This window comes from Candidatus Electronema sp. JM (genome assembly GCF_048287415.1).
Taxonomy (GTDB): Bacteria; Desulfobacterota; Desulfobulbia; order Desulfobulbales; family Desulfobulbaceae; genus Electronema.
The window spans coordinates 1-18589 of sequence record NZ_JBLWEN010000025.1 but is presented as its reverse complement, the minus strand read 5'-3'; the positions used below and the strand labels follow the sequence as shown (position 1 = coordinate 18589).

15 protein-coding genes are annotated in these 18589 nt (G+C 56.6%); 6 read left to right on the top strand and 9 right to left on the bottom strand.

What is annotated here, in order from left to right; genetic code table 11:
- Positions 1 to 484: 484 nt before the first annotated feature.
- From ACNKH6_RS04750 to ACNKH6_RS04740, 3 genes are all read left to right on the top strand, one after another.
- Positions 485 to 5842: an alpha-2-macroglobulin family protein gene (locus ACNKH6_RS04750; RefSeq protein ID WP_417914398.1), complete on the top strand. Its 5358-nt coding sequence runs from the start codon at positions 485 to 487 to the stop codon at positions 5840 to 5842.
- 93 nt (positions 5843 to 5935) lie between these two features.
- Positions 5936 to 7951, top strand: coding sequence for a C10 family peptidase (locus ACNKH6_RS04745; RefSeq protein WP_417914397.1), 2016 nt, complete (start codon positions 5936 to 5938; stop codon positions 7949 to 7951).
- Between the two features lie 78 nt (positions 7952 to 8029).
- Positions 8030 to 8950, top strand: coding sequence for a glycosyltransferase family 2 protein (locus ACNKH6_RS04740; RefSeq protein ID WP_417914396.1), 921 nt, complete (start codon positions 8030 to 8032; stop codon positions 8948 to 8950).
- Here the strand turns inward: ACNKH6_RS04740 and ACNKH6_RS04735 are convergent.
- From ACNKH6_RS04735 to ACNKH6_RS04715, 5 genes are read right to left on the bottom strand one after another with little or no spacing between them, the layout of a single operon-like run.
- Positions 8855 to 9715 (bottom strand): polysaccharide deacetylase family protein, encoded by an 861-nt coding sequence (locus ACNKH6_RS04735; RefSeq protein WP_417914395.1) that lies wholly within the window; start codon positions 9713 to 9715, stop codon positions 8855 to 8857. The genes ACNKH6_RS04740 and ACNKH6_RS04735 overlap by 96 nt on opposite strands.
- The gene (locus tag ACNKH6_RS04730; RefSeq protein ID WP_417914394.1) at positions 9715 to 10203 is read right to left on the bottom strand and encodes a GrlR family regulatory protein; all 489 of its coding nucleotides are present in this window, start codon (positions 10201 to 10203) and stop codon (positions 9715 to 9717) included. The genes ACNKH6_RS04735 and ACNKH6_RS04730 overlap by 1 nt, the downstream gene beginning before the upstream one ends.
- 17 nt (positions 10204 to 10220) lie before the next feature.
- On the bottom strand, positions 10221 to 10802 hold the full coding sequence (locus ACNKH6_RS04725; protein WP_417914393.1) for an FmdE family protein: 582 nt from the start codon (positions 10800 to 10802) through the stop codon (positions 10221 to 10223).
- Positions 10803 to 10819: 17 nt separating this feature from the next.
- On the bottom strand, positions 10820 to 11878 hold the full coding sequence (locus ACNKH6_RS04720) for a hypothetical protein (RefSeq protein ID WP_417914392.1): 1059 nt from the start codon (positions 11876 to 11878) through the stop codon (positions 10820 to 10822).
- 22 nt (positions 11879 to 11900) lie between these two features.
- Complete coding sequence (locus ACNKH6_RS04715; protein WP_417914391.1) at positions 11901 to 13163, bottom strand: U32 family peptidase; 1263 nt, start codon at positions 13161 to 13163, stop codon at positions 11901 to 11903.
- Positions 13164 to 13340: 177 nt separating this feature from the next.
- On the opposite strand from ACNKH6_RS04715, the gene ACNKH6_RS04710 reads away from it, so the two are divergent.
- The 3 genes from ACNKH6_RS04710 (at position 13341) to ACNKH6_RS04700 (ending at position 15290) form a co-directional block, all read left to right on the top strand.
- The gene (locus ACNKH6_RS04710) at positions 13341 to 13733 is read left to right on the top strand and encodes an RNA-binding S4 domain-containing protein (RefSeq protein ID WP_417914390.1); all 393 of its coding nucleotides are present in this window, start codon (positions 13341 to 13343) and stop codon (positions 13731 to 13733) included.
- A gap of 75 nt (positions 13734 to 13808) precedes the next feature.
- A complete protein-coding gene (locus tag ACNKH6_RS04705) occupies positions 13809 to 14381 on the top strand; it encodes a DUF2179 domain-containing protein (RefSeq protein WP_417914389.1) in 573 nt (190 codons plus the stop codon).
- Positions 14382 to 15290 (top strand): branched-chain amino acid ABC transporter permease, encoded by a 909-nt coding sequence (locus ACNKH6_RS04700; RefSeq protein WP_417914388.1) that lies wholly within the window; start codon positions 14382 to 14384, stop codon positions 15288 to 15290.
- Between the two features lie 36 nt (positions 15291 to 15326).
- Here the strand turns inward: ACNKH6_RS04700 and glyQ are convergent, their stop codons facing one another.
- From glyQ to ACNKH6_RS04680, 4 genes are all read right to left on the bottom strand, one after another.
- Entirely contained in the window at positions 15327 to 16223 is an 897-nt protein-coding gene (glyQ, locus tag ACNKH6_RS04695) for a glycine--tRNA ligase subunit alpha (protein ID WP_417914387.1), read from the bottom strand.
- Positions 16224 to 16353: 130 nt separating this feature from the next.
- Positions 16354 to 17148: a tRNA pseudouridine(38-40) synthase TruA gene (gene truA, locus ACNKH6_RS04690; protein ID WP_417914386.1), complete on the bottom strand. Its 795-nt coding sequence runs from the start codon at positions 17146 to 17148 to the stop codon at positions 16354 to 16356.
- A complete protein-coding gene (locus ACNKH6_RS04685; RefSeq protein ID WP_417914385.1) occupies positions 17149 to 17733 on the bottom strand; it encodes a murein L,D-transpeptidase catalytic domain family protein in 585 nt (194 codons plus the stop codon). It abuts the gene before it with no gap.
- A gap of 181 nt (positions 17734 to 17914) precedes the next feature.
- Entirely contained in the window at positions 17915 to 18316 is a 402-nt protein-coding gene (locus ACNKH6_RS04680) for a hypothetical protein (protein ID WP_417914384.1), read from the bottom strand.
- Positions 18317 to 18589 lie beyond the last annotated feature (273 nt).

Sequence of the window (18589 nt, the reverse complement as noted above, 5' to 3'; positions counted from 1 at the left end):
AAATTTCTACAGAAATTCCTGACTCAGTTATAAGCGCATGAGCTTTCAGTACGTAAAAATATTCCTTCCGGCTTGAGACACGTCCCCGGAAGCATTCGTCTTGGATATATTTTGCAGCGTTTCATGCCAGAGCTGCGCTCATCGAGCATTGCGGGTCATCACGCCAGCCCTTGGAAATTAAAAAATCATCGCATAAACAATAAAATGCTGTAATTTCGAGATACATGTCCTCCTTCCTGTGCGGTTATATTTGTGCTGGACAGCACAAATATAACACATGCGGGGAGAAATGGATTTTTTAAGATTTACAGGTCACAACTTGGGGTATAAATAACCCAGCTTCGGCTGGGCGCACAAGGGCGGCTGCCGCTGGCAGACCGCCTTATTTTTTGGCAAATCTTTCTGTTTTCAGCACGCTGAAGGCCCGGTATAATTGCTTGCAAGCATTTCCGCCTTTTTTCCCTTCCGCGTTATGGAGGTATCCATGAAAACCGCTGTTATTTCTGCCGTATTGCTGCTGCTCGGCCTCTTTTCCTCGCTGGCTGCCGCTGAAGAAACCTACCACCTCAAAAATCTGGAGCAGGAAGCGCAAAAATTTGCCGCCGGATATGTCCCCTCTGGCGGTGCTCCGGCAAAACCTGAGGAGGCGGCTGTCCTGCTGCAAGCTGCTGCAATTGTGACAGCTTCAGGCACTGAAGCCGACTGCTCCGCAGTGGTCGGGCTGCATAAACAGGCGGCTTTTCGGGTACGTCAACTGCCTGCGAATTTTTGGGTTTCATTAGCCAAGGCTGCATCCTGCGCAGGTAACTGGGAAGAAGCCAGCCAGAGCGGATGGATAGCGTATCGTGCGGCAGGTGATGCACCTGCCGCGCAAAAAGAAGCCCTTGCGCTGACTGGCAATGCGTTGGAAAAGCGCACCACAAACTACGATAACTGGACTCCTGCTGCCATCAGCGTCTATGAACTGCTGGTCAAGCTGGGCGACAACTCAAGTTCAGAGCGATTAGTTGCGCTGCGGCAAAAGGAGAACATGCTGAAAATTGAGAAGGCCGAAGCTGACAGCGAAAGCAGCCAGCCCAAGCTCTGCCTCAATTTTAATGAGGAGCTTCCTCTGCCAACCGCATTTCACTACGGCGATTATATTCAAGTTGCTCCTAAGATTGCTGGGGATTTCTCGGTTGAAGATCGCAAGCTCTGTATCGGCGGAGCAGAATATGGCGCATCCTACACGGTGACAGTGCGCAGCGGCATGAAGGTGAAGGAGCGGACGCTGCCGGAAACCGCCGTGCTGACTGTCGAAGCCGGACACCGCGAGCCTGCGCTGTGGTTCAATCAGAGCGATTACGTTCTTGCCGACCGCAGCAATCGCGGCATCGGCCTGAATTCGGTCAATGTGGACAAGGTGCGGCTCCAGCTCTTCCGCATTCATGAGCGCAACATTCTTGGTAATTTCGTTCGGGAAAAATTTCGCAAGAAATTAGATAAATACGAGCTGGACTCCATCGAAGAAAGCGAGGGCGAGCGGGTTTGGCAGGGGCGCACCGAGATCACGCCGGAGCAGGATAAAGTCATGACCAGCGCGGTTGTCCTGCCGCAGGACGTGCTAGCCATCGCTCCGGGTCTTTATGTGCTGGTTGCCGAGCGGATCAAGCCGGAGAAGCCTGCTGGTTCGGAAAAGGAAGGCGAGGACGAAGATTGGGAAGGCAAGGCCAGTCAGTGGGTGGTGGTTTCGGATATCGGCCTCAGCACCTATCAGGGCAGCGACGGCCTGACCGTAGCCGCCCGCAGCTTGGATACTGCCTTGCCCATCGCCGGACTGGAGATCGGCCTATATGCCCGTAACAACAGCCCGTTGGCCACGCTGACCACGGACGAGCAGGGCGTGGTGCGTTTTGCTCCCGGCCTGCTGGAAGGAGTCGGCGGACAGGCGGCGTTTCACCTCATGTCAGCAGACAGCAAGCACGGCTTCACGTTCTTGCAGCTTGAGCAGGCTCCCTTTGATCTCAGTGACCGGGGCGTGAGTGGAAGAACCGCGCCCGGCCCGCTCGATGCCTATGTTTATACGGAGCGTGGCATCTACCGCCCCGGCGAGACCGTGCATATTGCCGCCATCGTCCGCGACCGACTGGCGCGGGCGGCGGCGGCTCCGCCCATGACCCTGCAAATCAGCGGCCCGGACGGCAAGGTGCTGATTGAACGGCAGCTCAAGCCGGATGAGAACGGCGGCTACACGGATACGATCAATCTGGCCAATTCGGCCCGTTCCGGCAACTGGACTGCCGCCCTCTACACTGACGTGGATGACGATGCAGTCGGGCAGACCAGCTTTCAGGTGAAATCCTTCAAGCCGCCGCGTTTGGAAGTGCGCTTGCAGCCGAAAGGTGTGTTGGACGAGCAGAACAAGGCGGAACTGGCGGTGCAGGCTGATTATTTCTACGGCTCGCCCGGATCAGAATTGGCGGTCAAGGCGAAGATGAAGCTGGAATATGAGCCGCATCCTTTCACCGACTACGCCGCTTATTATTTCGGCAAAGACAAGGAAGAGCTTGGCCTTGCTGAAATTGAGTTGAATGAAATCAAAACCGATGCAAAAGGCGGCGGCTTGCTGCCGCTGGCACTTGCAGGTCAGCAGAACGCCACACTTCAGCCGCTCAAGGCGGTGATCAGCGTGGATGTGCTTGATATTGACGGCAGGGCGGTCAATGCAACTTCAAGCCTGCCAGTGCGGCATCTAAAGGAATATTTTGGTCTGAAGCCTGGCTTCACCGATCTGCGCATCCCGGAGTCAAGCGAGGCCAAATTTGAGGTCATCGCCTTGGACGGCAAAGGCCAGCCGCAGGAAAAAGGCCAGGCCGAATGGCGTTTGGTGCGCGAGGAGATTGATTATCAGTGGTTCCGCAAAGACGGCGACTGGGCCTATGAGCGGATTGTCCGCGACAAGGAGGAGCAGCGCGGCCAGCTCGCTTGGGAAAAGGCCGGGCCGCAGCCGTTCGCTGTTCCAGCAGGCTGGGGCCAGTACCGTTTGGAGCTGCTGAACAAGGACAAAGTGCTGCTCACCACCCTGCGCTTTACCGCAGGCGAGCAGCTTGTCGGTGAGAGCGAGACCCCGGATTCGGTCAAGGTGGTGCTAGACCGCTCCGGCTACAAGGTCGGCGAGACGGCCAAGCTGACTGTGACCGCGCCGTATCCTGGTCAGGCCAGTTTGGTGCTGGCCAACACTGCCGTGAACGGGGTGCGCAATTTCGCCCTGAGCGGCAAAGAGCAGACGATTGATATTCCGGTGGAGGGCGGCTGGGGCGCGGGCGTGTATGCCTTGGTCACCGTCTATCGTCCTGGCAAAGAGGCGAAAAAAGGCGCAGACCGCGCGGTCGGCTTAGTCTGGCTGCCAGTTGATCCGGCGGACAGGCGGCTGGAAGTGGCGGTCAACGCGCCGGAGCAGATCCGGCCCCGTCAAGTCGCGCAGGTGCCGGTCAGCGTCAAAGGCGCGGAGGCGGGCAGCGAAATTCATCTGACCTTGGCCGCTGTGGATGAGGGCGTGCTTCAGTTGACCAATTTTGTCTCGCCTGACCCGATCGCCTGGTTCTTCGCCAAGCCGCAGCTTGGCATGGATGTCCGCGACATGTACGGCCAGCTCATCATCCCGCCGGAGAGCAAGCCGCTTGTCCTGCGCACGGGCGCGGGCGAGGACGGCCTGCGCGGTGCGCCGCAGTCGAATGTGAAGGTGGTTTCGCTCTTCTCCGGCGTGGTCAAGGCCGGGCCGGACGGCATCGCCACAGTGCCCTTGGACATCCCCGACTTCAACGGCAGGCTGCGGCTGATGGCGGTGGCTTGGTCGAAGGAGAAAAGCGGTGCTGCCAGCAAAGCCATGCAGGTCAACGATCCAGTGGTGGTTTCGCCCGCGCTGCCGCGCTATTTGGCCGACGGCGATCAGTCGAATATTCAGCTACTGATTGAGAACATTGACGGCCCGGCGGGCCAGTATCAGGCGGTATGGAAAAGCGAAGGCGCGGTGCGGCTCAAAGATGAAAGCAGCACAGCAAGCGTCGAGCTGCAACCCAAGAAGCGGCAAAGCCTCAGCTTCCCGGTGACGGCCTCCGGCATCGGCAATGGCAAGCTGCATCTGAGCGTGACCGGGCCGGAAGGCTACAGCTACAAAGGTGAATTCGACCTCAACGTGCGCGGCAAGTATCTGCCCACACTGACCCGCACCTACAGCAAACTTGATCCCGGCGCGGCGGTCACTTTGAGCAAGGACACGCTCAACGGCCTTTATCCGGCGACCGCCAAAGTGGCCCTCAGTGTCTCTTCCATGCCCAACGTGGATGTGGCCGGGCTGCTCGGCGAGCTGGACCGCTACCCGCACGGCTGCTTGGAACAATTGACCAGCCGGGCCATGCCGCTGCTTTATGCCAACGAGCTGGCGGCCCGCTTTGCTTATCCGGCGGACAGCAAGCTGCAAGGCCGGGTGCAGAGCGCGATTGAGCTGATTCTGCAAAAGCAGCGCGGCGAAGGCAGCTTCGGCCTTTGGTCGGATGAGAGCAACGAGGAGCCGTGGCTTTCGGCCTATGCGATGGATTTCTTGGGCCGCGCCAAAGAAAAAGGCTTTGATGTGCCTGATTATTTCTACAAAAAAGGGCTGGACTGGCTGACCGGCGAGGTGAAGCAGGCTGGAAGAGAAGATGCGCATCTTGAGGCCATCGCCTACGCGCACTGGGTGCTGGCGCGTGCTGGCCAGGCCCGGCATGAGGATGCCCGCTATCTGTTCGACACCAAATTTGCCAGCATCAGTTCACCGCTGGCGCAGGCGCAATTGGCTGGCACCTTGGCTCTGCTTGGAGATCAGGAGCGCGGACTCAACGGCTTGAAAGAAGCAATGCGGGCGGCGGACACCGAGGCCGCCTCGTGGCGGAGTTATGGCTCGCGACTGCGCGACTTGGCCGCTGTCATCAGCGTCATCGGCGAAAGCGGCCTGAAGGAGCTTGATCCGGCCCCGGCTTGGCAGGAATTGACCAGCCAATTGAGCAAGAGGCGGTATTTGTCCACTCAAGAGCAGGCCGCGCTGATCATGGCCGCGCTGACCTTGGACAAAGGCCAGCCGCTTGATATAGAAGTGACCGGCAATGATGCGCAGCCGCCTCAGCCGAAGCCGGAGGAAAAAAGCAGCCCCTCGCTGCTGGGCCGCTTCTTCTCATCCCTCAGCAGCAAACCGCAGGACGAGAAAAAGCCTGAGCCGGAGAAAAAATCCTTCTTCTCCCTCAGCCGCAGCGGCGAGTCCCTGCTGACCAGCCCGGTCACGCTGCGCAACAAGGGGCAGGCTGCGGTCTGGTTGGTGACAACCGTGCAGGGCGCGCGGGTCAATGAGCCTGCTCCGGTGCAAAACGGCTTCACTGTCCGCCGGATGTGGTTTAACACTTCCGGCAAGCAGCTGACTTTAGATAAGGTGCCGCAGAGCGAGCTGGCTGTGGTGGTTGTGGAAGGCGAGGCTGATGCCGGGCTGGACACGCAGTCTCTGTTGATCGACCTGCTGCCTGCGGGTTTTGAAATTGAGAAGGCCATCATCAGCGGCACGGATGTCGCCGCGTCCTTCGCTTGGCTGCCGGAACTGAGCGCGGCGCAGTACACCGATGCGCGGGACGACCGTTTCATCGCCGCCTTCAACACCCAAGAGCTGCCAACAATGACCGGCAACAGCAAGCTGCGGCCCTTCCGCTTCGCCTACTTGGTGCGGGCGGTCACGCCAGGCAACTACGCCCTGCCGCCGACAGAGGTTGAGGCCATGTATCGGCCTGAATACCGGGCGCGGAACAAGGCAGGCGCAGTGACGGTTGACAAGCAGAAGTAATTCCTGTGGACACAGTGAGCATTCTCCGCCGATAATGGATGGAGAATGCTCATTGCTTGGCAAATACTACCGCATAAAAAAGGAGAAATAACCATGAGACATTCTGGCTGGCGAAAAAAAATCAGCAGGCTGTCATGCGCTCTATTCGTGCTTCTGCCTGCATCAGCAGGCGCGGTGCCAACAACAGCGGAGCAGGCGGAACGGGTTGTGCGGCGTTGGCTTGCATTGGATCAGCGGCCCTTAGAGACAGAGCTGGGTTCGGCGATTGCAGGTATGGAAACATACAAAGATCAAGACGGCCATCCTTTGTATTATGTGGTCAATCTCTCACCGAAAGGCTTTGTGATCATTTCCGGCGATACGGAGGTGGAACCGGTTATCGCTTTTGCTCCGCAAGGAAAATATGATCCCTCTGAAGCCAAGCCGCTGGGTGCCTTAGTCAGCCGCGATCTTCCTGGACGTGTTCACGCCGCACGTGCAGCTCAAGCTGCGGGCAGTTCCTCAATCCCTCAGAAAGCTGCGGCCAATGGCTCAATGAGCGCACCGCAGAAGTGGGATTGGTTAGGACAAGAAGCATCAAATAACATACCGTCGAAAGCATTAGGGCTGCCTTTCATTTCCGATGTCCGAGTTGCTCCGTTGCTTCAGAGCAAGTGGAATCAAGAGGGAATATATAATTCATCATGGCAGTATATCAATCTGTATAATCTCTATACACCGAACAATTATCCTTCCGGTTGTGTCGCCACTGCCCTGTCGCAAGTAATGCGTTATTTTGCATATCCGACTGCTTCAGTGGGAGCAGGAACGTACACAGTTACGGTTGACGGAGTGCCTCAAACGACAGCTTTACGCGGTGGCAATGGGACAGGCGGTGCCTATAGCTGGTCAGACATGCCGTATGTGCCGAATGGCTACATAACTTCAACTCAACAAAATGCTATTGGCAGTCTGCTGCATGACGCTGGCGCATCAGTTTGTATGTCATATGCGGCTTCTGGATCAGGAGCATATATAACGGCCGCCGGTAAATCTTTGGTAAATATTTTTGGCTATAGTAATTCTATAAATGCTTCTATTTCTGGGTGGGGAAATATTCCAGAATCAAGCAGAACAATAATGACAAATACAAATCTTGACGCAGGGCATCCAGTTCTATATGCCATAGATAACGACAGCGGAACCGCAGGTCATGCGGTAGCCTGTGATGGATACGGCTATAACGCATCAAGTATATATCATCATCTTAATATGGGATGGGGAGGAAATTCTGACGTTTGGTATAACCTGCCAACAATTGATGCGAACGCTTGGTACAATGCTTCCATTATTTATGAAGTAATATACAATATTTACCCTTCAGGCAGCGGCGAAATCATCAGTGGTCGAATCACGGATGCATCAGGAAATCCGCTCTCTGGTGTCAATATTACGGCTGCGAGAATGGGTGGAGGATATTACTATGCGAGCACCAACGATAACGGAATTTATGCCCTTGCAAAAATTCCTTCTGCTTCAAGCTATACTGTCAGCCCTTCAAAAGTAGGCTATGTTTTTCAATCGCAAACTATCAGCACAGGAACCTCTGTTAACGCCTTCGATTCAGAGACTGATCCCTGCGCGATCACAGGATATCGCAGTGCTCTTGCTGTAGGCAATGTCTGGGGAGTAAATTTCACAGCTCTTCTCAATGCCCCAGAAATAGATGTCCGAGGCAACGGCAGCTCCATTCCTAATGGCAACTCCAGCCCATCCAAGAGCGATTACACCGATTTCGGCGCAACGCTCGCAGGAACCTCTGTCAGTCGCACCTATACCATCGCCAATATTGGCGGCGTGACATTGCTGGTGAATTCTGTCACGCGAATTGGTTCAGCGTGCTCCGATTTCAGTATCACGGCATCGCCAGCGGCATCTGTGGCGGCAGGCGGGACAACCACGTTCACGATCACGTATCGCCCAACCGTCAGCGGCGCTAACGGTATCTGCACGATCAGCATAGGGAATAACGACAGCAATGAAAATCCCTACACCTTTACGATCAAAGGAGTTGAGGGAATTGAAAAAATACCGGGCTGGCTTCCTGCGGTGTATAAGCTGCTGATGTAAGGCAAGGCAAGCAATATGCGCCCTGCCATGTCTGAGCAGGGCGTTTTTCAATAAATTTTTTCAAGAAACTGCGGCACGATGCGCGATCTCACCATAGTTATCCCGGCGTACAATGATGCGGAGGCCTTGTCCGTCTTTCTGCCTGAGCTGATCAGCTATTGCCAGAACAATGGCTGCAAGCTGATCATCGTCAATGACGGCTCATCGGACAATACCAAAACCTTGCTGGAGCAGCACCGAGCTTTGCCATTTTTTACGCCCTTGCTGCACAAAGTGAACCGGGGCTACGGTGGAGCCATCAAGACTGGCATCGGTGCCGTGCAGACACCTTATGTGATCACGATTGATGCTGACGGTCAGCATCGGCTGGAGGATGTGTCCGCGCTGCACAACGCAATGCGCGAAACCGATGCCGACATGATTGTCGGCAGCAGGGGCAAGCACAAAGAGGCCACCTATCGAAAAATCGGAAAATCTCTGATCCGTTTTATTGCCAATCTGCTGATGCCGATCAAGATTCAAGACATCAACTCCGGGATGAAAATCTACCGCACTAATCTTGCCAAGCAGTATCTGCAACTCTGCCCGGATAATATGGCCTTCAGTGATGTAATCACCTTAAGTTTCATTCATCACAGGAATCTTGTGCTGGCGCATCCGATCACAGTGCTGCCAAGAACCAGCGGCACCTCCACCATCAGCACAAAGACCGCCTTTGACACGGTGATGGAGCTGCTGAACATCGTCATGCTCTTCAACCCGACCCGTATTTTTCTGCCGCCAGCGATTTTCTTTCTCCTGTTCAGCGCGGTCTGGGGTCTGCCCTTCATCCTGCGTGATGAAGGAGTGTCTGTCGGCACGCTGCTGCTTTTCCTGACCGGAGTGATGTTTTTCTTTTTGGGCTTATTCGCCGAGCAGCTTGCTGCCATCCGCAACAGTCTCAACCGGGCCGCCTGCAAGTCGGACAACATAGTCGCGGTAGGCGATGAGCGGCAGTGAGCGGCGCAGCTTGTCCAAACGCGGCAGCAGCCGCGCCCTGCCGATGTACATCAGCAGATTCAGATGCTTTTTGCCGCCCAAGTCCGGGTGCATGAATCGTTCCTGCTTGGTGTCTATGTCGTAGGGATGAAAATAGGTCAGAACCGGCTGCCCGGCTTTGCTGGTGCGTTTGATAGACCAGTTGGTCAGCAGAAAGGGCAGCACCCGGAAATACACGCCGCCTGCCGCAGGCACGCGCAGGCCAGGCACGTCCAGCAGCGTGACCGGCAGCTCCCAGCAGCCTGCCTCTGTTTTTCGGGGACTGCGGCCAAATTCCGGCCAGCCGTAGAGGGGATTTTTTGCAGGCAGGACAGAGCTGGAATAGGTGAAACCGAGGTCAGACAGCACCTCATGCGCCCAAGCGGTCTGCTTGGTCAATGAGAAGGTCGGTGCCCGGAAACCGTAAATGTCGCGCACGCCGCAGGCCCGCAGCGCAGCGAGATTATTTTGCAAATCTTCACGAAAGCCCTGCGGGCCGAGTTTGTCCAATTGCAGGTGCCGGTCGCCATGACAGGCGATTTCATGGCCTTCAGCAGCAATTTCGGCGATGAGCTGCGGATAGCGTCTGGCCAAATTGCCCACCACAAAAAAGGTGGCCTGCACACCCCATGCCTTGAATTGTTTAAGATAAATCCGCGTGGTTTCCGGCACTGCCTCCCGGTAGCTGTGGCCATTTTCGACCCAGTCCCGCACATCCTCCAAATCTATGCCCAGCAGGATGCTCATCAGCGGCGCAGTTCTTTGAGCCGTTCGCCGGAAAGGCTGAGGCGTATTTTTTTCGGGTCAGGAGCAGCCTCGCCGGACGCGATGAAGGCTGTGCCGTCCTGCTGCAAGGTTCCGGTGAAGTGCACCTGGAACTGATCCAGCGGGCCAAAAATGGAAACTTCTTTCGGGTTGTAGCGGACCACATCAATAACCGCGTTCAGCTTGTCGCCTTCTGCATCCACCCGGCCTTGATAGGTGTAGGCTGGATCGCCGCCGTTCACCGCGCCGCCGGAGATGACGATGATGCCAACACCATTGTGGCCGTCCGGGGCGGAAAACGTGACTTTGTAGATGCCGTCTTGCAGCGTCTGCTGCGCCGCTTTATGCGCTGCGGCAGGTTTTGCTGCACTCGTTTTGCTGGCAGCGGCTGCGCTTGACGGGAAAACAGACAACGCATAGAAGGCAAAAAGCGCGAGCGGCAGACGCGCAGTCAGCTTGAGATAAGACATGGCAGTTTCCTCGTAAGTTAAATGAGTTCGTAGTACCTCTGCCCGGCGCAGGCGCGGCAGAGTGTTTTGCCGTCCCGTTCCACCTCGCGGCAGTCTTGGACATAATCGCCGCACTGGGCGCACTGCACCCGGCGGATTGGTCGGCCTGGCATATCGCAGGCCGGGATGCTGACTTTCACCTCTTGCACGGCGAACAGCTCCTCTTCCGGCATGACCCGGTAGGCTTCAAGCTGCCGCTGATATTTGTCGGCCAGCGCAGGGCAGTATTTTTTTGCCAGCTCGCGGGCCTCTTCCCGCGCAAGCACCCGCGCCGCTTTGCCCGTTTGCAGATTGACAAAGGTGGCAGCCATGATGCCGAAATCCAGCCAGCGCAGCGAACGCTTGCCGAGACTGCATCCGGTCACGGATTGAATTGCATCTGTGGCGCAGCGGTCAATTTCCACCGTCACGTGCAGTTTTTTTCGATCTGCGCCTTTGGGGTCGTCAATGCCGATCAGGCGCAGGCCAAGCAGAGCCATCCGCACGCCGATCACCTGGCCAGCGCAAAGATGGCCGTGAATTGTTGCAGAAATCTCCAGCGATTCTTCAAACGACTGCATCGCGCTCCTTTGCTCCTTTAATTGTTGCCGGCAGTTTGCCGCAAAGGATGAGAAATCGAGCTGAACAGCTCCATGCAGAAGCGGCAGGTCTCGCAGCGGTTGTTGCAAACCGAAAGCATGTTGGCAAAATCAAAGGACAAGGCACTGTTGTCAATATGCAGCTCCGCCGCCATCCAGTGTGACGAATCGAGCATGTCCAGCAGATTGTCTTTCCAAGACCGGTCAATGTAGGCGGTGATGACCCGCCGCAACTCAGCACTGGTCAGATTTCTGCCGCTTATTTTGATGATATCTACATCATACAAATAGGAATCAGCATCTTCCGGGCGGATGAAGGGAGATTGAAGAATGCGGTAGGGCTGTTTTTTCAGAATATACCGACAGCCTAAGGTGTTGTTGATTTCATCACTGCACGACGTGCCTTTTATGTTGTCCAAAGCAATGTAGGCATCATGCGAGACGCGGTACGGACAATATGGCAGGCAGCCTTCGTTGCCGACCAGCTCCAGCTTGATGTCCGGCAGCCCGTCCCGGCACCAGCGGGCGACCTCGGCCAATTTGCTGAGGCTGCGGTTCAGGGAGCGGTCAAGGGTGATGCGGCTCGGCTGGCGGAAGCGGGTTTCACCGATATAGGCCAGATGCGCGTCAATCTTGCCCTGCGAGTCGAGCATGGTGTTGAGGCCCGGCACCGCCTCCAGTTCGGCGGCCAAATCTGGGGCAGTGCGGGACAGGGCTTGCAGCAGGTAGTGATCACAATAGATAATGCCGCTGATCACCTTGCGTTCAACACAGGTGGTCAGCGCGGCAGTCAGAGCGCTGAGCTGCTGGCGGTCAGTGAGCAAGGCCGGGCCGTAGAAACGGCTGTTGAGCAAGGCATATTTCTTCTCCACGGCAAGCTGGCCAAGCTGCTCGGCCAAAACATCGGCATTCTCAACCTCCTGCGAATGCGCCCGGCTGTCCATGCGCTGGCTTCCCGGCAGGCTGAAATGAACACAGTCAATGTGGCCGCTGCTGCTGTTCAGGAATGCAATATACTCTTCATCAGGCAGAAAGGGCACGTCAAGGAACGGGGTCATAATCCGGTCGGGTTGTTGGTTGTCAGGACGGCTGCGGCTGAACAATAGTTTTGCGGAAGAGATCGTTGAGCAACAGACTGTCCGGCGCGGGCGCGAGCAGCGGCGCGACCACACAGCCTGGATTGGCCCGCCGGACTTCAGTGCCGTCAGCGGCGGTCATGGCCAAGACGGTGCAGCGCGTCGGCTCCAGTCTCCGGCCCAGATGCTCAATCTGGTCTCCGACCTCCAGCACGTTGCGCGTCTCCAGCAGCAGCGGGCTGCTGCCGCGCACGATGCCGACAGGCGCGCATGGCTGAATCTCTCTCATTCTATCATAAAGCATGGCCGATGATGAAGGCGCGGCGCTGAAAAAGTTTTCCGTCTGCCCTCTGGTGCCGACCTTGGCGATTTCCTCGGCAAAGACAGGCGGCAGGACGATATCCTCCCAAGCCGCGCCAGCCGCCCGCTGTTCTTGAATATAATCCAGCGCGGCCCGGTACGCCCTGACTGCCGCGCCCACATAGCCGACCGACTTCATCCGGCCTTCAATTTTGACCGCGTCCACCCCGGCTGCGGCCAGCTCCGGCAGGCGGAAGAGCAGGCAGAGGTCGCGGGAGTTGAAGATGTAGGTGCCGCGCTTATCCTCTTCGACCGGAAAATACTGGCCGGGCCGCTTCTCCTCCAGCAGGCTGTAGGAATAACGGCAGGGATGGGCGCAGTCGCCGAGATTGGAATTGCGGCCGGTCAGATAGCTGGAAAGCAGGCAGCGGCCTGAATAGGAAATGCAGAGTGCGCCGTGAACAAAGATTTCCAGCCCGATTTCCGGCGCGGCCTGGCGGATAGTCCGTATTTCCTCCAAACTCAGCTCGCGGGCGAGATTGATCCGGCGCACGCCCTGCTCCTGCCAGAAACGGACGCTGGCCTTGTTGGTCACGTTGGCTTGGGTGGAGAGATGCAGCGGCATGTCCGGCACCGTCTCGCGGCAGAGCAGCAGGATGCCGGGATCGGCGACAATCAGCGCGTCCGCGCCTGCCTCGCGCAGAAAGAGCAGATAATCTTCCAAACCGTTGAGGTCGCGGTTGTGGGCGAAAATATTGACGGTCACATAGACCTTCACCCCGCGCTGATGGGCATAGCTGACCGCCTCGCGCAGGCCGGAGCGGTCAAAATTGCCTGCTTTGGCCCGCAGACTCCAGTTTGCGCCGCCCAGATAAACGGCATCTGCGCCGTAATGGATCGCGGTGATCAGTTTCTCCCGGCTGCCCGCCGGGGCCAGCAGCTCAGGCATTTTTTCGTCAGTCTTCATGCGGTTTCTCCTGCCCGGCGGAAAAGCGGCGGAAGCGGCAGCTCCGTCTTGACCGGCTTTGATTTTAGGGATATGGTGAAGTGCAATCTCACCATAAAATGTGGTGCCCTCCCTGTCAATCTTTTGCGCCGCCAGGCGGGCAGTCCTTGCATTTTTACTCATTTTTTATTATCTGACATGAACCAGCAGGAGCACGCCGTCCGTATTGACAAATGGCTCTGGGCGGCCCGCTTTTTCAAAACCCGCGCCTTAGCCTCGGCAGCGGTGAGCGGCGGCCATGTCCAGGTGGACGGCAGCCGGGTCAAGCCCTCGCGCAACGTGCAGATTGGGAACCGGCTTCAGATCAAGCGCGGGGAAGAGCTGTTTGAAATCGATGTGCTGGCCTTGAGCGAGCGGCGCGGCCCGGCCAAAGAGGCGGCTTTGCTCTATGCCGAGACGGATGAATCGAAGGCCAAGCGTGAGGCGGCCCGCGAGCAGCGCAAGCTCATCGGCGGGCCAATGGCCAAACCGGAAGGCCGTCCAGACAAGCGCGCACGCAAGAAGATACGCCAGTTTACGCTGAAGGAGTAACCTGGCGGAATCAAAAGATTAACCACTTGTGTCGATGCGGTCTTTCAAACGATCTGAACCCTAAGCAAAGCGAAGATGACTTTTGAATTCAACGCGGTTATTTTCGCAACCGGCCTGATCATTTTTTTGTCGAGAATTATTGATGTTTCGCTCGGCACCCTGCGCACCATCAGCATCGTTCAGGGCAGAAAGTGGATGGCCTTCTGGCTCGGCTTCTTTGAGGTCAGTCTCTGGCTGATTATCATTTCTGCGGTCATTCAGCGGATTCAGACCACGCCGATCCTCGGTGTCTTCTACGCCCTCGGCTTTGCCACCGGCAACATGGTCGGCATTGAGCTGGAACACTGGCTGGCCTTGGGGCATATCATCCTGCGAGTCATCAGCAGAGAGCATTGCCGGGAACTGGTGAACTGCATCCGGGTCAATGGTTTTTCCGTCACCGTCTTTCATGGCGAAGGCAAAGACGGCCCGGTCTGCGAGCTGTACATCGTTTGCCGCCGCCGGGAGCTGAAACCGCTGCTCCAGCTTGTCCGCGACATTGACCCGCGTGCCTTTTATGTCACTGAGCAGACCGGCGCAGTGAGCAAAATCTACCGGCCCGCGATGCGGCAGTCCACTGGCTATCGGGGAATTTTTAAGAAAAAATAAATGGACAGCACGTATTTAGCCGAACTTTTCTTCAGCGGCCTGACACGCGGCTCAATTTACGCGCTGATCGCGCTGGGCTACACAATGGTCTATGGCATCATCGGCCTGATCAACTTCGCGCATGGCGAAATTTACATGATCGGGGCCTTCACCGCCTACATTGCTGCCAGCGCGCTTGGCATCGCCGGATTTCCTGTGGCTGCCATTTTTGCGCTCTCGGTGCTGGCCGCCGCTGTCTGGGCCGCTGCCTACGGCTTCACGATTGAGCGGCTGGCTTACAGGCCGCTGCGCCATGCGCCCCGGCTTTCGCCGCTGATTTCCGCTATCGGCATGTCTATTTTTTTGCAGAATTACGTGCTGCTGGCCCAGACCCCAGATTTTCTTTCCTTCCCGGAGCTGATTCCGCCCTTTGCCCTGCCAGAGCGGCTGGCCGCCGTGCTGGGGCCGACTGATCTGGTGATTTTGCTCATCACCACCGTGACAATGCTTGCGCTGACATGGCTGATAAAATTCACTCAATTAGGCAAGGCAATGCGGGCGACAGCGCAAGACCGGACAATGGCCTTGCTGCTCGGCATCAACGTCAACAAGGTGATTTCCGCCACCTTTGTCATCGGCTCCGCCTTGGCTGCCCTGGGCGGACTGCTGATTGCCTCGCATGTTGGCCAGATCAATGTTTCCATCGGCTTCATTGCGGGCATCAAAGCCTTCACTGCTGCAGTGCTGGGCGGCATCGGCTCCATTCCTGGCGCAGTGCTGGGCGGCTTTATTCTCGGCCTGACCGAAGCCTTTGCCGCAGGCTATGTCTCCAGCGATTATGAGGATGTGTTCGCCTTCTCGCTGCTGGTGCTGATCTTAATTTTTCGGCCTGCGGGCATTCTCGGCAAAGCCGCGCCGGAGAAAGTGTGAGGCTTGAGCCGCATTTGTTGCGGCTCTGCCAAGTTGTTACGCCGCCTCTGCCAGCAGCACCTGCCGTTCGGCCAGCAGCGGATATCCCATCGCCTCGCGCTGGGCCACGTAAGACTGCGCCACTTGGCGGGCGATGTTGCGGATGCGGCCAATGTAGCGCGTCCGCTCGGCCACGCTGATCGCCTTGCGGGCATCCAGCAGGTTGAAGGTGTGCGAGCACTTCAGGCAGTGATCGTAGGCAGGCAGGATCAGCCCTTTTTCAATCAGCTTGAGCGCGTCCCGCTCCCAGTTGTTGAAGTTGGCGGTCAGGTCAGGGACATTGGCCTCCTCAAAGTTGAAGGCGGAGAACTCGCGCTCGGCTTGAAGGAATATCTGGCCGTAGGTCACGTCGCGGTTCCATTGGATGTCATAGACCGACTCCTTCTTTTGCAGATACATCGCCAGCCGCTCCAGGCCATAGGTGATCTCCACCGTGACCGGGTACAGCTCCAGCGAGCCAGCCTGTTGGAAGTAGGTGAACTGCGTCACCTCCATGCCGTCCAGCCAGACTTCCCAGCCCAGCCCGGACGCGCCCAGCGTCGGCGATTCCCAGTCATCCTCGACAAAGCGGATGTCGTGCTCCAGCAGGTTGAGGCCAAACTCGCGCAGGCTGCCGAGGTACAGCTCCTGAATATTGCGCAGCGAGGGCTTGATCACCACCTGGTATTGATAGTAATGCTGAAGGCGATTGGGGTTCTCGCCGTAGCGCCCGTCTGTCGGGCGGCGCGAGGGCTGCACATAGGCCGCCTTCCACGGCTCCGGCCCCAGGGCTTTCAGCAGAGTGGCAGGATGAAAGGTGCCTGCGCCCACCTCCATGTCGTAAGGCTGCATGATGACGCAGCCGACCGAGGCCCAATATCTGTTCAGAGCGGCGATGATGTCTTGAAAATACATGGCTGAAACCCCTCCTGCCGGTTTAAATTGACGGTCTGTGCAGCGAATTTCTGTGCAGCACAGTATTATGGTCTTTTTCCCCTTTGTCAATTATGTTCCCGCAAATCCCGCTTTCCGTCAGCACGGTGTCCTACGCATACTGCACTTGCTCCAGAAATAAACCGCACGCTGGAGCAGTCGGCCCGGCCTGCTTGCGGTCTTTTGCCGCAAGAATAGTTGCGAATTGCTCGTGAGTGAGTTTGCCCGCGCCTGCCCAGATCAGGGTTCCGGCCAGATTGCGCACCATGCAGCGGAGGAAGCCGTCGCCGCTGAAGCGGAAGGAGAAATGCTCAGGCCGGGCGGGATCAGTCACGCATTCGGCGCGGAAGATGGTGCGCACTGCGCCCCGGCCATCGGTACGGCTGCGGTCGCGGGTGCCGACGGCTTCAAAGCTGGAAAAATCGTGGCTGCCGATGAGCAGTTCCAAACAGGGCCGCACCCGCTCCGGCAAAAAAACGCAGGGCGCGTGGTGCCGGTAGAGACGTTCGGCGGGCAACTGCACTGCGCCAGTGAAGAAATCATAGCGGTAGGTTTTGCCGATTGCAGAAAAGCGGGCGTGAAAATCCGGCGGCACTTCGCGGCTCTCCAAAATACGCACCGCCTTAGGCAGCATGGAGTTCAGTGCCCGCTGAAAGGCCGCCGCAGGCATGGCCGCGTGCGTGTGGAAGTTGGCGGTCATAGCCTCAGCATGAACTCCGGCGTCGGTGCGGCCCGCGCCTTGCACCTCAATCGGCCCCTTAGTGATGCGGGCCAGCGCGTCCTCCAGCAGCCCTTGAATGGTCGGCCCGTTCTCCTGCTTCTGCCAGCCGCAAAAGTTCGTGCCGTCGTAGGCGATGCGCAGGCGGATGTTCCGTTGGGTCATGGAAATGAGTTGGGCCACTAACATCTATTCTCTTCCATACACATACAAATACGCCGGGCGGACGAGCAGCGCGTTCAGCCTGATCAAATCATCGTCTGCCAGGGCAAAGCAGCCTTCGCTGCGGCCCAGCCGGAAGCCGCTTTGCCAATTCAGCAGCATGGATGTGACAGACACATAGGGCGCGGCGTGCAGCACAATGCCCCTGATCAACGCCTTGTCGTTTTTGCCCGGCTCAATGCCGACGAGCCGCAAGGACAGGCCATGCTTGCCGTTGAAGGCTTCTCCCACCTGAAACAGCCCTAAAGACGACTGCAACGAGCCTTCTTGGTTCGAGAAGGAGTCAGGCAGCACGGCCCCGGAGTTCTTCCCATGCGTGACCTTGGCATACAGCTCAGTCTTGCCGGTCGCAAGGCTCATCACCGCCAGCCTTCGCGTCTGGGAAGGCTGGGAGTAATCCACAATGATCAGTGTGCCTTGCGCAGGCTGCCCTCCTATTGAGCTGCGCACAGCAGCCACCGCCTGATGGATGGCTGCCTCGCTGACAAACGGCATTTCAAGATACGTCCAAACAGCGGCGGCGCAGGCGGTGAGCAAGAGAGAGAACGGCATAGGTTTGTGCAATGTGTTGATGCGACATGCAATCATCCTGAACAGGCAGGATACGAAGCGCGGCCCTGCTTGTCAAGAGAAGAGGGTGTTTGGAGGATTCTGCGTGGGCAAATGATAAAGTCATTTGCCAGCCTACCTGCTCCAAAATATCCGCCATCCTGCCGTGAAAGCTGCTCCCATGTTATGGCTCTTGAACAGCTTGATCTATACTTTTGAGCAGTAGTCTGCCCAACATCGTAATGTCATATCCTTCAGATTTAATTATCCCTGTTTCCTGATCAAACTCAGGAAGAGTGCCCAATCTTGATCTTCTGAATCTTGCTTTGAGCAATCCAAGACTAATCAAATGCAATCCATGTGCTTTGTGTATCGTTTCTTTGTTTATTTTTTCTTGATTTGTTTCTCCGGCAAGTAATACTGGTAACACAAGTGAATCCTTATGTGTTTTCCAGAAGTCATGATATCCTTCTTGATGCGAATATATTGATTGAGATATTAGGATCAGTATCTCTATATCATTCAGTTCGCCAAGAATAGACATCAACCGCTTGCATTCGATATACTTCAGTTCATCATCTGTCAAGCTGTTCTTCAGCAGAGAAGCTATGTAATCCTTTCGTTCCTCTGACAATGCTCTCGCTGCCTGCAGAAACCATCCTCCATCAAATCAACATATTCTGGAGTGACTATCCGTTGTTTCACCTTCTCTTGGTCGTTCTCCAATATCTTTGCTTCTAACCCAAGTTGTGACCTATAACATTGTTTTTTCAATACCGTAAGCCAAGATAAAAAGAAAAACCTTCAATTCAAAACCATGCGAGGTGACAGCATGAATATGTGCTGGAAATCTTTGGGT